The organism is Streptomyces sp. NPDC002623 (genome assembly GCF_053592635.1).
Window position 1 is genome coordinate 157,376 of the sequence record NZ_JBSFWB010000021.1, and the last position, 15,076, is coordinate 172,451.

At 70.4% G+C, this 15,076-nt stretch carries 11 protein-coding genes; 3 read left to right on the forward strand and 8 right to left on the reverse strand.

The features are described from left to right. Positions 1–13: 13 nt before the first annotated feature. The 4 genes from ACWD4O_RS32615 to ACWD4O_RS32630 form a co-directional block, all read right to left on the reverse strand. On the reverse strand, positions 14–1,729 hold the full coding sequence (locus ACWD4O_RS32615) for an LCP family protein (RefSeq protein WP_451285402.1): 1,716 nt from the start codon (positions 1,727–1,729) through the stop codon (positions 14–16). Positions 1,730–1,809: 80 nt separating this feature from the next. Beyond that, entirely contained in the window at positions 1,810–3,627 is a 1,818-nt protein-coding gene (locus ACWD4O_RS32620; protein ID WP_451285404.1) for an LCP family protein, read from the reverse strand. A gap of 244 nt (positions 3,628–3,871) precedes the next feature. Next, entirely contained in the window at positions 3,872–5,101 is a 1,230-nt protein-coding gene (locus ACWD4O_RS32625; RefSeq protein WP_451285406.1) for an LCP family protein, read from the reverse strand. 482 nt (positions 5,102–5,583) lie between these two features. Beyond that, on the reverse strand, positions 5,584–6,342 hold the full coding sequence (locus tag ACWD4O_RS32630; RefSeq protein ID WP_450949625.1) for a TIGR03089 family protein: 759 nt from the start codon (positions 6,340–6,342) through the stop codon (positions 5,584–5,586). Between the two features lie 140 nt (positions 6,343–6,482). Here ACWD4O_RS32630 and ACWD4O_RS32635 point away from each other — a divergent pair, with 140 nt between their 5' ends. Further along, on the forward strand, positions 6,483–8,150 hold the full coding sequence (locus ACWD4O_RS32635) for an N-acetylmuramoyl-L-alanine amidase (RefSeq protein WP_451285408.1): 1,668 nt from the start codon (positions 6,483–6,485) through the stop codon (positions 8,148–8,150). A gap of 189 nt (positions 8,151–8,339) precedes the next feature. Further along, positions 8,340–9,422: a sugar phosphate nucleotidyltransferase gene (locus tag ACWD4O_RS32640; RefSeq protein ID WP_450949623.1), complete on the forward strand. Its 1,083-nt coding sequence runs from the start codon at positions 8,340–8,342 to the stop codon at positions 9,420–9,422. A 205-nt stretch (positions 9,423–9,627) separates the two neighbouring features. Here the strand turns inward: ACWD4O_RS32640 and ACWD4O_RS32645 are convergent, their stop codons facing one another. From ACWD4O_RS32645 to ACWD4O_RS32660, 4 genes are all read right to left on the reverse strand, one after another. Continuing rightward, a complete protein-coding gene (locus ACWD4O_RS32645; RefSeq protein ID WP_451285410.1) occupies positions 9,628–10,662 on the reverse strand; it encodes a DNA-3-methyladenine glycosylase family protein in 1,035 nt (344 codons plus the stop codon). Positions 10,663–11,004: 342 nt separating this feature from the next. Continuing rightward, positions 11,005–12,420 carry a coenzyme F420-0:L-glutamate ligase gene (locus tag ACWD4O_RS32650; RefSeq protein WP_451285456.1) on the reverse strand — a complete coding sequence of 472 codons (1,416 nt, stop codon included), beginning with the start codon at positions 12,418–12,420 and terminating at the stop codon, positions 11,005–11,007. 8 nt (positions 12,421–12,428) lie between these two features. Next, complete coding sequence (gene cofD / locus ACWD4O_RS32655; protein WP_451285412.1) at positions 12,429–13,388, reverse strand: 2-phospho-L-lactate transferase; 960 nt, start codon at positions 13,386–13,388, stop codon at positions 12,429–12,431. 114 nt (positions 13,389–13,502) lie between these two features. Then, the gene (locus tag ACWD4O_RS32660; protein WP_451285414.1) at positions 13,503–14,048 is read right to left on the reverse strand and encodes a cysteine dioxygenase; all 546 of its coding nucleotides are present in this window, start codon (positions 14,046–14,048) and stop codon (positions 13,503–13,505) included. Positions 14,049–14,721: 673 nt separating this feature from the next. On the opposite strand from ACWD4O_RS32660, the gene ACWD4O_RS32665 reads away from it, so the two are divergent. Beyond that, positions 14,722–14,991, forward strand: a complete 270-nt coding sequence (locus tag ACWD4O_RS32665; protein ID WP_020128551.1) for a WhiB family transcriptional regulator — start codon at positions 14,722–14,724, stop codon at positions 14,989–14,991. Positions 14,992–15,076 lie beyond the last annotated feature (85 nt).

A 15,076-nucleotide genomic window follows, 5' to 3' on the forward strand; every position in this document is an offset into this window, starting at 1 on the left:
GACCGGACCCGGACTACCAGGTGTAGTTCGGGTCCACGTGCATGCACTGGGTGGTGTCGGACGCGTTGATCGCCTCGGCGGTGTCGGGCGTCGTGTCGTCCGTCTCCGCCACCTTGTACGTCGTCCCCGACCGCCAGTCGGCGCCCACGACGACCATGACCCCGGAGACGTCGGTGGACTTCTTCACCTGGCTCGTGGGGATGCCGAGGGCCTTCGCGACGGCCTGGGCGTCGCCCTGGAGGTCGGCGCTCGGGTAGCGGACCACCGTCTTCGCCTCGGCCGTGGCCGCCGAGGTGTCCGCGACGGCCTCGTCGAAGCCCTTGCCCGCCAGCAGATCCTTCACGGCGGTCGCGCGTCCGCGCACCGGGGCCTCGGTGTCCGTGGAGGTGCCGTTGTGCACCTGCACCGCGATCTTGTCGTTCGCGGCGGCCGGGTCCGCGGCGACCGTCGGCGTCGGGCTGGCGGTGACCGCGGTCTTCTTGGCGTCCTTGCCGTCCAGCGCGATGTCGTCGCGCACCAGCCGGAACAGCTGCGTGGCGTCGTCCGTCGGGACCACCCGGCTGCCCTGGTAGCGGTTCGGCATGGTCGTCATCGTGATGCGGTCGGTGGGCACCTTCTGCAGCTCGCCCGCCAGGTCGTACATCTTCGTGATGGTGTCCAGGCCGTCGTCGACGGTGATCGCCTTGGTGGCCGCCTCGGCGAGCTTGCGCAGCTTGTTGGGGTTGGTCAGCTTGGCGTTGGCGCGCAGCTCACGGACCATCGAGTTCATGTACATGTGCTGCGCCTTGGCGCGGGCGAGGTCGGTGTCGTCCTCGAAGCCGTAGCGGGTGCGCAGCCACTGCAGGGCCTGCTTGCCCTTGATGGAGGTGGTGCCCTCCTCCAGCTTCAGGCCGGAGCCCTTGCCGCTGGAGGTGTGCGAGTAGACGTTGGCGTCCACGCAGACCGGGACGCCGCCTATCGCGTCCGCCATCGACACCACACCCGAGAAGTCGATCATCATGAAGTGGTCGATGTGGATGTCGGTGAGCTTCTCCCACGTGGCCACCGTGCAGCCGGGGCCGCCGCGACCGAGCGACACGTTCGTCATCTCGTCGGTCAGCGCCTGGTAGGTGGTCCCGTCGTCGGGGTCCGTGCACTTGGGTATGTCCAGGAGCGTGTCGCGCGGCATGCTCACCACCGACATGTTGCTGCGGTCCGCCGATATGTGCAGCAGCATCTGGACGTCCGCCAGCGGGGGACCGTCGAAGGTGTCCTTGGCGCCGCCGAGCTTCTGGTTCTCGGCGGTGTCCCGGGCGTCCGAACCGATCAGCAGGATGTTCAGCGCCGTCTGCCCGGCTTCGTTGGCCTCCGTCACGGCCGCCCGGTCCTTGGCGTCGCCGATGTTCAGGTCGTCGCTCTTGATGTTCGAGTTGAGGTGTTCGTAGTAGAGGTATCCGGCCCCCGCGCCGCCGAGTATGACCACCGCGAGCACGGTCGCCGACCAGCGCAACGCGCGTCGACGACGGCGTTTGCGGTCGGTGTCACGGCGTCCCCCGCGTCCACCGCCGGCGCCGCCCGCGACGGAGCCCCCGGTCGACCCGATCGATCCGGTGGTCCCGGTCGATCCGGTGGTCCCGGTCTCCGAGGCGTCTCCTTCGGGCGCGTCCTGATCCTGCCGGCCCCGCTCGGTCGATGACACCGTGTCGTCGACCGCGGGAACCTCCCCCCGCACCCCACTGCTCCCCGCCATTCCCCTGCCCCTCCCCGCCGTGCGCCTGACACGGGCCCGTCCCGCGTCCAGTCAGACGCACGACGGGCCCGAAGGGTTACCTACTTGGCGCACTCGACCTTGTCCGCCGTGGACTTCTCGACCGTGTCCGGCACGGTGGTCGGGGCCGTGAGCGAGACGCCCGCGCCCTTGAAGTCCTTGCCCAGCGTCAATGTCATCGTCGGCAGACCCTGGGAGTTGGTGACGCTCTTGCCCGGCTTCATGGCGGTGCCCGCCAGCCCCATGATGGCGGCGAGCTTGCGTGCCTGTGCGGCCTGGTCGGGCGCGTACTCGAGCGTCGTCTTGCTCAGCTCGGCGGGCGCGTTGCCGGCGTTCTCGGACTTCGTCACGCCCTCATCATTCTGCAGCCAGTTAAGAGTCTCCTGTGCGCTGCCGGCGGGAGCACCGCCGTTCATGACCTGCACCCGCACCTCGGAGGCGGCGGACCGGGTGCCCTTGAGGCGGGCCGCCGCGGCCGCGGCCGCCGCGTCCTTCGACGCCGCCGCCTGCTCCTTCACCTCGGTGAACGAGACATCGTCCTTGATCATCTGGAACACGGTGGGCGCGGTCGAGCTGTTCACCACGACCGTCGCCTTGACCTTCTCGGCCGGGTTGTCGACCACCGGCACGGTCGTGAAGGTCAGGTTCTTGACGTTGAGCTTGCCCAGCTCCAGGCCCAGGTCCTTCAGCTTGTCGATGGTGTCCAGCTGGGAGTCGACGGTCAGCGCCTTCGTGCCCGCCTCCGCCAGCTTGATCATCTTGGTGGGGCTGGTGAGCGTGTCGTTCGACTTCAGTTTGCGCATCAGGGCGCTGAGGAACTGCTGCTGCAGCGCGATCCGGCTCAGGTCGCCGCCGAAGCCCACCGAGTGCCGGGTGCGCACGAAGGCCAGCGCCTGCTCGCCCTGGATGGTGTGCGTGCCCTTCGACAGCTTCAGTTTCGAGTCCTCGTCGTCGATGTCCTTGGCCAGGCACACCTCGACGCCGCCGACCGCCGTGGTCAGCGTCTTCACCGCGTTGAAGTCGGCGACCATGAAGTTGTCCGCCTGGATCCCGGTCAGCTCGGTGACCGTGCGCACGGTGCAGCTCGGCGTCCGGCCGTCCTGCCCGAGGCTGGTGTTGAACCGGACGTCGTCCGTGCCCGGGATGACCTTGGTGGAGCCGTCCTCCTGCTCGGTCTGGCAGTCCGGGACGTCCACGATCAGGTCGCGCGGGATGCTGAGCGCGGTCGCGTTCGTCCGGTCCTTGGAGACGTGCAGCAGGATCGTGGTGTCCGCATGGCCCACGCTGCCCGAGTCGCCGTAGCCCTCGTTGCCGGAGCCGGTGCGCTTGTCGGTGCCGATCACCAGCAGGTTGATCGCCTTGTCCTTGCTGAAGCCACCGGTGCTCGCGCCGTCGTCGGAGACGGCGGTGATGTTGTCGTTGAGGTGCTCCAGATAGAGGTAGGCCGCACCGGCCGTCCCCACCAGGACGAAGGCCATGATCCCGCCGGTCCACAGCAGTATCTTCTTCGCCTTCGACTTCTTCTTCACCGGCCGGCGCCCACGCCGGTTCGACGCGGCTTCCTCCACGGGCGCACCCCGTCGCCGACGCTGCCCGGGCACCTGCTCGGACGACGAAGACGGCGAAGACGCCGACGAGGACGCCGACGAGAACGCCGAAGCCGACGAAGACGGCGACGCCGAAGACGGGGACGGCGAATCCCGCCCCCGAGCCGAGCCACTGCCCCCGGTCGTACCGGAGGCAGACCTACGAGGCCCGGGCACCGACGACTGCGGTGCGGAAGGGCTCAGTCGCAGTTCGTATTCGCCGGTGTTCGGATTGAGCACCCACTGGTCTGCGGGATCGATGTTGTCCGCCCGCCCACGGCCTTGCGCGTCCACGGTTGTCCGAATCCTCCGTCGGGGCCACGCGGCGCCTTTTCCCCTCTAAAGGCGCTCGGGTCTCGGTCACACGGTGCGCGACCCCAGGAAGGACCTCGTGGCCGGGTGCACCGGATCGCTCACACTATCCACCAAGTTCGACGCGAAGCGACGGCCGTGACAAATTCCACGCCCCTACAACCGGGCAATCCGCCGCATTTCCTTGAACTCCAGTTCACCGGAAGGGCTCGGCTTGGCAAGCGCTTTACCCGCAGCTGTCCTCGGCGGCCGTGTTTCCGCGGAACGTCGGAGCGGGCGGAGTGGGCGAAAACACCCCGGAAGCCGCACGCCTCACCGCCCCCGACCGATACGGCCCGTGATCGCCCGACTCCGAGGGCGAGGCGTTTGTGGGAACTTCCTTAGAAACCACCACCGGCGTGTCGGTCCGCAGCAGTTCGAAGAGTTTCTCCGCCTCGGGCTCCACGAGTTGGTCGCGATTCGCGTTGTAGACGTACGACTCCCGTGGAACGGTCAGGAATTGCACATGTTCGGTGGGAATGTCGCGTAGACCGCGCACGAGTTCGTACAGCCCCCGCAGACTCGCCAGCTCCGGGTCGGTGGTGAGAGAGGACGTGGCCGCGTCCAGCACCGGATACAGCTTCACCGGATTCAGCAGGACGTCATTGCTCTGCACCTTGTTGACGAGCGCTCCGAGAAACCGTTGCTGCCGCTCCATCCGGTCGGTGTCACTGCCGTTCCCGAGCGACTTGCGGGCCCGCACATACCCGAGCGCCTGCTCCCCGTCGAGCGTGACCTTCCCGGCGGGCAGCCGCAGCCCGGCGGCCTTGTCGCTGATCGCCTCCTTGAGGCAGACCTCGACTCCGTCGACGGCGTCGACGACATCCTTGAACCCGCTGAAGTCGACGACGACATGATGATCGATCCGCACCCCGGTCAGCTTCTCCACGGTCCGGATGGTGCAGGCCGAACCCCCGGTCTGGAAGGCGTAGTTGAACATCGCGAACATCGGCTCGGTCCGCTTCCCGTCCGCCCGCAGACACCCCGGCACGTTCACCATCAGGTCGCGCGGCAGGGAGACGGCGGTCGCGCTGTGCCGCCCGGCGGCCAGATGCAACAGGATCGTCGTGTCGGACCGCTCGGTCCCGGAGTCCCGCCCGTACTTCTCGTTGCCGTCCCCGGACCGCGAGTCGGACCCGATGAGCAGGATGTTCTGCGCGTCCTTCACCAACGAGGTCGGCCGCTCCTTCGCATACCGGGCGAGCTCGGCCGCGGCGGCTTCGTCGGGCGTGATGTTCCCGTCGAGCTTCACATAGACGACCCACCCGGCCACCCCCACCCCCAGGACGACGACCCCCACCGCCCCCACCCCGTACCGCACCCACCGCCGCCGACGCCGCCGCACCAGCCCCCGCCCATCGGCGGACGCCCCCGCCCCGGGCCCGAGGGGCCCACCGGAACCCGCCGAGTACGTCACGTCCGATCCACCCCTCCCGCCACCCGAGCGCGCAGAGCCACTCCTACGACGATGCCGCGAACCGCGCCGCGGGGGTGGCTGGGGGTGGGCTGAACGGGTGACGAAGGGGGTGGGGACGGTGCCTTGTCGGCCGAGCCGAGGGCGCGTGAATCCGCCCGTGCGGTGCTTTGCCGGGGGAGGCGCGCACATTCAGCTTGTGCGCTGGCTTGTCGGCGGGGGGCGCGTATTCAGCCGTGCGGCGCCTTGTCGGGGAGGTGCGTGTATCCAGCTTGCGCGGCGGCTTGTCGGAGAGGCGCGCACATTCAGCTTGTGCGCTGGCTTGTCGGCGGGTGCGCCTATCCAGCCCGTCCGGCGTTTGAGGACGAGGCCCGTTCAGGGCCGAAGCGGGGGCCTGGGGGCGGCAGCCCCCAGAGACGTCCACACAGACCGACGCCGACACTCAACCCACGCCCACACCAACCCCCGCCCACAACACCCCGTACCTACCGAGCCGTCGCAGACACCCGCTCACTCTCGACCCGCCGAGCCACAACCTCCTCCCCGGCCTCCTCGAGATGCCGGCACAACACCACGGACCCCCCACTGGCCAACGGCGCGTACAACCCCGCGCTCAACCCCTCCCACGTGTCGTACGGCAACCCCGACAGCAGCCGCGCCCCGGGCCCCGTCAGCCCCAGCCCCGACGCCTCCGCCCGCGCCCGCTCCACGATCTCCGCGCCGGTGTACTCCGCCCCGGCCACGATCAGCGCGGGCGCCTCCGCGTCGACAGGGACGTACGGCGCGAAACGGTCCCCGAAGCTCGGGACGTTCACGGCGTAGTCGTCGTACCCGTCCGGAGGCCCCGGCACGAACCGTCGCCCGAGCGGCGCGAGCGACAGCGCGTACCGCTCACCCCGGCACGCCAGCCCCGCCTCGAACTCCCCGGGCCCGGCCACGACGAAGTCCGCCTTCGACGGATCCCCGGCCACATCCGCGACGACCCCCACCGAGGAACACGCCAGCAGCCACACCGCCGTCTGCCAGTGCGCGGGCAGCAGCAGGGCGACCCGGTCGCCGGGCTCGGCGGACAGTCCGTCCTGGAGGAGGTTCGCGGTCTTGGCCACCCAGTTGGCGAAGGTGGCGACGGACAATTCGACCCGTTCGCCCGTGGCGTCGTCGTAGAAGGTCACCAAGGGGCGCGCGGGATCCGCGGCCAGCGCGGAACGCAGCAGGTCGGCAGGGGTGCGATCGGTGGCAGTCACCCACGCAAGCGTACGCGCCGCCCGCGCCGCGACACCGCTCGCGTGGCCGTTGCGGAGCCACCGGTTCGGCGCAACGGACCCCGACGGCGCGTCAATTCCCCGATGGACAGAAATGTATGACTATGTCCAGGATCAGTGGCATGCGTGGATTGCTAGCTACCTCGATCGGCGTCACGTGCGCGGCAGCTCTCGCGCTCCCGCTGACGCCGCCCGCCGACGCGGCGACGGTGCGACCGGCACCGGCCACGAAGGCGGTGCCCACCGGGACGACGCGGGTCACGAGCCCCGACACCCCGACCACCCCGACTCTCCCTGACCTCCCGGGCAGCACCCAGTCGCTGCCCCTGACCTCCCTCACCGGCGACCGGGCCCTCGGCGGCACCGGCTCCGACCAGGGCCTGCCCCGGCGGGACGTACGTCACTTCTCCCTCCTCGGCGTCGTCTGGGACGACCCGGCGGCCGAACTCCACGGCCGCGTCCAGGTCCGCACCCGGCCGGCCGACAGCGGCGCCTGGTCCGACTGGCAGGACGTCGAGACCCACAACGCCGACCACGGAGCCGACCCCGAGACGTCCGAGAGCGCCTCGGGCCGGGTCCGCGGCGCGACGGCCCCGCTGTGGGTCGGCGACTCCGACGGCGTCGAGATCCGCGTCCACCCGGACACCGAAAGCCGCACGGAGGAGACGGGACGCGGGACCCGTACCCGCTCGGTCGCCGCCCCACTCCCCTCCGGCCTGCGCCTGGAACTGGTCGACCCGGGGGCGGCCACCCCCGCACACGTCCCGGCCGGCCCACCGCGCACCGGCGCGACACCCCCCGAGACACCCGCGCTGGACACACCGGACACACCGGACCCGGCGACGGAGGACACAACCGAGAACGTAACCGACCCAGACGCAGAAACAACTGAACCGGCATCTGAGACGGCATCTGAGACGGCATCGGAAACGGCGTCGGAAACGGAGCCGGAAACGGCATCGGAAACGGCATCGGAAACGACAGGCGGAACGTCGTCGGCATCAGGCCCGTCCGCAACGACAACGACAGGGATGTCCGCGGAGACGAAGGCCGCCTCCGCCGCCAACACCCCCCTCGCTCCGCTCGGCGCCACGGAGATCCCCGCCCTGGACCGTCCGGGCACCGAACGCGAGCTCTTCACCCTGCGCGCGGCCGAGCTGACGGAGGCCCAGCGGGCGAAGCCGTACATCGGCCCGCGACCGAGCATCGTCACACGGCGCGGTTGGGGAGCCGACGAGAACCTGCGCGAGACGAGATTCGTGTACACGACGAAGGTCAAGGCGGCGTTCGTGCACCACACGGCGTCGGGCAACAGCTACAAGTGCTCGCAGGCGGCGTCGGTCATCCGCGGTATCTACCGCTACCACGTCAAGAGCATGGGCTGGCGCGACATCGGCTACAACTTCCTAGTCGACAAGTGCGGGAAGATTTACGAGGGTCGCGCCGGGGGAGTGGCGAAGCCGGTTCTCGGCGCCCACACCCTGGGTTTCAACACCAACAGCATGGGGATCGCCGTCCTCGGCACGTTCACCTCCGCCAAGCCGAACTCGGCCACGGTCAACGCCGTCGCCCGGCTGACGGCATGGAAACTCGGCCTCTTCGGGGCGAATCCGAAAGGAAAGACATACCTGAAGTCCGCGGGTGGCAATCTCTACGCAAAGGGAAAGAACGTACGACTGAATGTGATCTCCGGCCATCGGGACGGGTTCGCCACGGAGTGCCCGGGCAAGCAGCTCTACGGCAAGCTCGGCTCGGCCCGCTCGACCTCGGCGAGCTACCAGGGACGCTGAGCGGGCCGGACGACCACGTTCGTGAGCTCCGGGGTCAGGGGGGAGACCCCGGAGCGCACAGGTGCAAGTAGCCGGACAAAGGGTCTGCGAGGGGGGTCTACGCGGGATCTGCGAGGGTCTGCAAAGGTCTGCATACACTGGCCGGCCGAAAGACAGTTCGGCCGGTCCCGGCAGGAAGCAGAGACGAAGGTGACTGAAGCGATCCTCCTGGTCGGCGGCAAGGGCACCCGGCTGCGCCCACTCACGGTGCACACGCCCAAACCGATGGTCAGGGCGGCGGGGGTGCCGTTCCTCACGCACCAGCTGGCGCGGGCGAGAGCGGCGGGCGTGGAGCACATCGTCCTGGCGACGAGCTATCTGGCGGAGGTCTTCGAACCGTACTTCGGCGACGGCTCGGCGCTCGGCCTGCACATCGAGTACGTGACGGAGGACGAACCCCTCGGCACCGGCGGCGCGATCCGCAACGTGGCGTCCCGCCTCAACTCGGCCCCGGACGACCCGGTCCTGGTCTTCAACGGCGACATCCTCACCGGCCTGGACATCAGACGACTGGTGGCGACGCACGAGACGACGGGCGCGGACGTCTCCCTCCACCTCACCAAGGTGACGGACCCGAGGGCGTACGGCCTGGTCCCCACGGACGAGACCGGCAGAGTCCTGGCGTTCCTCGAAAAACCCCAGACCCCCGAGGAGATCGTCACCGACCAGATCAACGCGGGAGCGTACGTCTTCCGCCGCTCGGTCATCGACACCATCCCGCTCGGCCGCCCGGTGTCGGTGGAGCGCGAGACGTTCCCCGACCTCCTCTCGGCCGGAGCCCACCTCCAGGGCATGGTCGACTCGACGTACTGGCTCGACCTGGGCACCCCGGCGGCCTTCGTCCGCGGCTCGGCGGACCTGGTCCTGGGCCGGGCCCCGTCCCCCGCGGTCCCCGGCCGCTGCGGCGACCGCCTGGTCCTCCCGACGGCCAGGGTCGCCCCCGACGCGAAACTCACGGGCGGCACGGTGGTCGGCGAGGGCGCGTTCGTGGCGCGGGGCGCGAGGGTCTTCGGCTCGACGATCCTCCCCGGCGCCGTCATCGAACCGGGCGCCGTCATCACCGACTCCCTCATCGGCGCCCGGGCCCGAGTCGGCGAACGCTCCATCCTCACCGGCACGGTCATCGGAGACGGAGCGGTCGTAGGCCCCGACAACGAACTCCGCGAGGGCGCAAGAATCTGGTGCGACGCAACAATCCCAGCGGGAGCAGTCCGCTTCTCATCGGACCAGTAGGCAACGACGATTCACCCGGGGATGCGTGCATTCCGGCCAGTCCGGGTGCCTTGTCGACCCGGGACCAGCGCATTCCCGCCCGTCCGGGGGTGCCTGTCGAGTCCGGGTGAGCACTCTCCAGCCCGTCCGGCGTTTGAGGACGAGGCCGTCCAGGCCGAACGGGGGTCCAGGGGGCAGAGCCCCCTGGGACGGGACGGGGGGGACATCACAGCCCCCTGATGTCCCCCACAGACAACCGCGGCGCACGCCGCTTCGGCCCCTGCCCACTCAACAAGATCAACCGAGCCGCCCGATGCCGCTGCCCCGCATACGGCTCCAGCAACTGCAGCATCACCGAGTCATCCGCATCCCGATTCCCCGCCAACACCCACCCCACGATCCCCGGCAGATGCAGATCCCCCACGGTCACCGCATCCGCCGCCCCATGACTGCGCTGCACGACCTCCGCCGAAGTCCAGGGCCCGATCCCCGGCACAAGCTCCAGCCGAGCCTGCGCGGCCTCCGCCGTCATCCCCACGGCCTCCTCCAACCGCCTCGCCACCCGCACGGCCCGCAGAATCGTCGACGCCCGCTTGTTGTCGACCCCCGCGCGATGCCACTCCCACGAGGGAATCAGCGCCCACGTCCGAGGCGAGGGCATCACCCACAGCCGCCCGTCCGCCGCAGGCCCCGGTGCCGGCTCCCCGAACTTCCGCACCAGCGACCGCCACGCCCGATAGGCCTCGTCGGTCGTGACCTTCTGCTCCAGCACAGACGGAATCAACGACTCCAGCACCAGCCCGGTCCGCGTCAGCCGCAACCCCGGCCGCCGATGCCGCGCCGTGGCCACCACCCGATGCCGCGGCACGAAGGCCTCCGGCGCATCCGAGGCCCCGAGCAGCTCGGGCAACTGCTCCAACAGCCAGTCGGCCCCCGGCCCCCAGGCCTCCCCGCGCACCACACCCCCGGCCGCCGCGGCCGCGACACGCAGCGTCCCCGGCCCGGCAGGGGTGAGACTGGCCCGCCACACGGACCCGTCCGGCATCGCCCGGAACGTCGGATCACCCGGACCGCGCCGAAGCGGCCCGAGCACCAGCCCGAGATCGAGGGGCCCCTGCGGAACCCACTCCCGCACCCGCCCAGCAACAGAAGCCTGCCGAGGCACCCCGGAGCCCACCCCGGAGCCCGTCCCGGACGGCACACCGACATGCCCGCCGCGCACAGTCGTACGCGTAGGCCGAGGAGAGAACCGTCCTGCCACAGGAATCCCTTGATTGCGGGTGATGCCCTACGAGACTAGGCGCTCCCCACAAGCCCCGACCCGCAGTCCCCCCTCAAGGGGCGCGGGGAACTGCGCGACAACCCCCCACCGACCTGCGGTCGCCCCTCAAGGGGCGCGGGGAACTGCGCGACAACCCCCCACCGACCCGCGGTCGCCCTCAAGGGGCGCGGGGAACTGCGCGACAACCCCCCACCGACCCGCGGTCGCCCTCAAGGGGCGCGGGGAACTGCGCGACAAGCCCCCACAAGCCCGCACTCGCACACCAACCCCGCCCCGAACCCACCGTAGCCGTAGCCACCCGGCCCCCAGCGGAGCGTCCCCTCACCTCACCTCGACAAAGTCCCCCACCTCCCGCTCCGCCCGAGCCCGAGGCTCCTCAGCCGCATGGCCGACCGCCACCGCCCCCATCGGATCCCACCCCTGCGGCAACGCCAGCACCTCCCGCACCACGTCCCGGCAGAACATCGTCGACGACACCCACGCGGACCCCAGCCGCTCCCCGGCCAGCGCGACCAGGAAGTTCTGCACACCGGCCCCGGCGGCGACCACGAACATCTCCCGCTCGGCCGCGTCCCGCCGCGCGTCCCCATAGGCGTGCGACCCGTCCATCACCAGACAGGGCACCACCAGATAAGGCGCGTTCCGCAGCACATCCCCCCGCCGCACCCGCTTCGCGATGGACTCCTCGGACTTCCCGTCCCGCCGCAGATCCGCGATCCACGCGTCCCGCATGGCGTCCAGCAGCCGAACCCGGGACTCCGCCGACTCCAGCAGCACGAACCGCCACGGCGTCGTGTGATGCGGCGCCGGCGCGGTGACGGCCGCCGCGACCGCGCGCCGTACCGCCCCGGGATCGACCGGCTCGTCGGTGAAGGACCGCACGGTCCGCCGCTGTGTGACCGCCAGCCGCACCGCCTCGGACGTCCCGAGCCGGAACATGTCGTCGCGCGCCCCCCGCACCATGACCCGAGCCCCGCCGACGCTCTCGGCGAGCCCCTCCCCTTCCCTCTCCCCGTCGTCCTCGGCGAGGACGACATGCCCCAGCCCCCGCACCACCGCCACCGGCAGCCCGGCGGCCTTTCCCTTCACGAGATCCCCCGCGGCGGCGAGCTCGTCCGCCGTGGCGACGACCGTTGCGCTCAGTGGATTGCCGTACGCGTCCGTGCCGCCGCGCAGATCGTCCAGCACCCGCACCCCGGCGGCGCCGATCGCCACGTCCGTGAGCCCCGCACGCCAGGGGCGCCCGAAGGTGTCGGTGACGATGACCCCGACGTCGACACCGAGCGCGCCGCGCAGCCCCTCCCGGATCGCGCGCGCCGAGGCGTCCGGATCCTCGGGCAGCAACAGCACGGTCCCCGAAGGGGTGTTGGAGGCGTCGACCCCGGCGGCGGCCATGATCAGCCCCTGCCGGTTCTCGACGATCCGCAGCATCCCGCGCCGGGCCACGACCCGTACCGTCTCGGCGTCGATCGCGGCCTCCCGGTCGGCCGCCCGGACGACCCGCCCCTCGGCCTTGGACACGATCTTCGAGGTGACGAGCAGGACGTCCCCGTCGACGAGCCCCGGCTCGGCGGCGGCGATCAGCTTGGCGAGGTCGTCCCCGGTCTGCACCTCGGGCAGCCCACCCACGGCCCAGACCCGGTAACCCCTCTCGACGGCCCCGCTGGCCCCGCTGGAACCACTGGCCCCGCTGGAACCACTGGGTCCGCTGGAACCGATGGACTCGCTGGATCCCATGGATTCGCTCACGCCCCCCGCACCTCCTCGGCCAGCGCCAGAGCCTCCTGGGCCATCCGCGTGGTCGCGTCGAGGTCGCTCATCATCAGCGGGACGGCCCGGCAGCGGATCCCGGCCGTCTCCACCCGCTCCACGACGCCCGCGTCCACGGTGTCGACGAGCCAGCCGTCGAGCAGCCCCGAGCCGTAGTGCTCGGCCACCGCCGCGGCCGTCGACTCCACGCCGACCGCCGCGAGCACCTTGTCGGCCATCCCGCGCACCGGCGCGTCCCCGACGATGGGGGAGAGGCCCACCACCGGCACGCCGGCCTCGGCGATCGCCTCGCGGATGCCGGGCACGGCGAGGATCGTGCCGACGGAGACGATCGGATTCGACGGCGGGAAGAGGATCACGTCCGCCTCCGCGATCGCCTCCAGCACCCCCGGCGCCGGCTTCGACTGCTCGGCGCCGACCGGCACGACCGCCTCGGCCGGCACCGACGCCCGCAGCCGCACCCAGTACTCCTGGAAGTGCACGGCCTTGCGCTCGCCGTCCTCCTCGACCGCGACATGGGTCTCCACCCGGTCGTCGGTCATGGGGATCAGCCGCACCCCCGGCTTCCACCGGTCGCACAGCGCCTCGGTGACCGCGCTCAGCGGGTACCCGGCGCCGATCATCTGCGTCCGCACGATGTGCGTCGCGAAGTCCCGGTCGCCCAGCCCGAACCAGCCGGGCCCGGCGCCGTAGGCCGCGAGCTCCTCCTTGAGATGGAAGGTCTCCTCGGCCCGCCCCCAGCCCTGCTCCTCGTTGATGCCGCCGCCGAGCGTGTACATCACCGTGTCGAGGTCCGGGCAGACCTTCAGCCCGAAGAGATGGATGTCGTCGCCGGTGTTGCCGATGACCGTGATGTCCGCGTCCGGCACGGCCTGCTTCAGACCGCGCAGGAACCGGGCACCGCCGATGCCGCCTGCCAGAACCACAATGCGCATGAGAGCCAGTCTCGCAGGCGCCGCCGACAACCCGTCCGCCGGTTGTGGACAACCACCCGCCTGTGGAAAACCCGCCCACCCGTACGAGCGGACGGCCACCGCCGAGGCCGTGCCCTACACGCTGACGGAGTCCACCTCGTCGTACGTGCCAATGGCCGTGCAAGCCGTGTGTATCGGCATCTCGGTCAGCCCCGGGAAGTACACGTGCAGGCTCACCGCCGGCTCCAGCGCGTCGTTGACGACCTCGTGCACGTATCCCTCCCCGAACACCCTCCCCCACTCTCGGCTTCGCTCGAGCGGGGGGACCCCCACCGTCCCCGCCGCCAGCACCCGCGTGCCGCGCTCCGTGCGCTCGGTCAGCTCACCGTCCAGGACGGTGAACACTCCGGAGGAGGGGCCGTGGTCGTGCAGCCCGCTGCCCTGGCCGGGCACCCAGGACAGCAGCCACACCTCGTAGCCGGGGCCGGTGCGCAGCCGGTGGTACCAGCGGGTCGTCGCGTCGTACCGGACCAGGTGCTCCCACTGGTCGCGGTCGGCGGCGATGGAGCGGGCCAGGCCGACGAACTCGGCGACGGTGGCCGGGTGCTCGCGCGGTGCCTGGAGGAGGTGCGGGACTTCGAGGATGTCGCCGGCGATCTGCAGGTCGCTGTCGCTGTTCATGGGTGTGGTGGTTCCTCAGTGATGAAGAAGGTCAGAGGGAACGAGAGACCGGGTCCCGCCCGGGTCACGGGTGCGGGAGACTCGGCCGTCAGCCGGAGCGGGTGTGGCTCAACAGCTGGAACAGCGACAACAGCTACAGCGAGCGCGGGCAGCACCGTGGGACCCGGCGGAGCCGGTCGAGGTGAGTGCCAAGTTCGCGAGCATGCCCACAAGCACAGCGGTTCACACCTTCACTGTCAACTCGACACCCGGTATGTGGGACGCGGTTCACCTCATCCGGTTCATCTCGAAGATGAAAGGTTTGCTCACTCGGCCACCGGGACACATGGCGCACAAGCCGGGCGCGCAAGCCTCGTGGCGATCCCGTGATCCGACTGTGATCCGGTTCGCTTCCGCGCGCGTGCCGCAACGGGATCGATCCTCAGGACGTCCTTACCCGTACAAGCGCTGTGCGGGGCCGGTGGTCCTCCGGGGCTTCATCTGCTTGTCAAGGTTTATGGCGATTTGAACACTTACCGCATGGCCTTGGTTCCGCAGAGTGAATAAGGGGCCCAATAGCAGATCTCGGCTTGACTCGCCCGGAGCAGCACACTTGTAATTTCACTCGTGTCGTTCAGCCGGAATCGGTAACGGCCACGTCACGGGGACGCGAAAGACAGAGCGAGGGGCGCACATGACCGAGCTGGTGCAGCAACTGCTGGTCGACGTCGATGACGCGGACGAGGAACTCGGCTGGCAGGAGCGCGCGCTGTGCGCCCAGACCGATCCCGAGTCCTTCTTCCCCGAGAAGGGCGGCTCGACCCGGGAGGCCAAGAAGGTCTGCCTCGCCTGCGAGGTCCGCTCCGAATGCCTCGAGTACGCCCTCGCCAACGACGAGAGATTCGGCATCTGGGGCGGCCTCTCCGAGCGGGAGCGCCGCCGCCTGAAGAAGGCGGCGGTCTGAGAACCGCCCCCTCCACGGAGGCACAAGGGTCCGAACGGCCCGTCGCAGGTGGGTTATCCACAGGCGGCGGGCCGTCGTCCTGCCC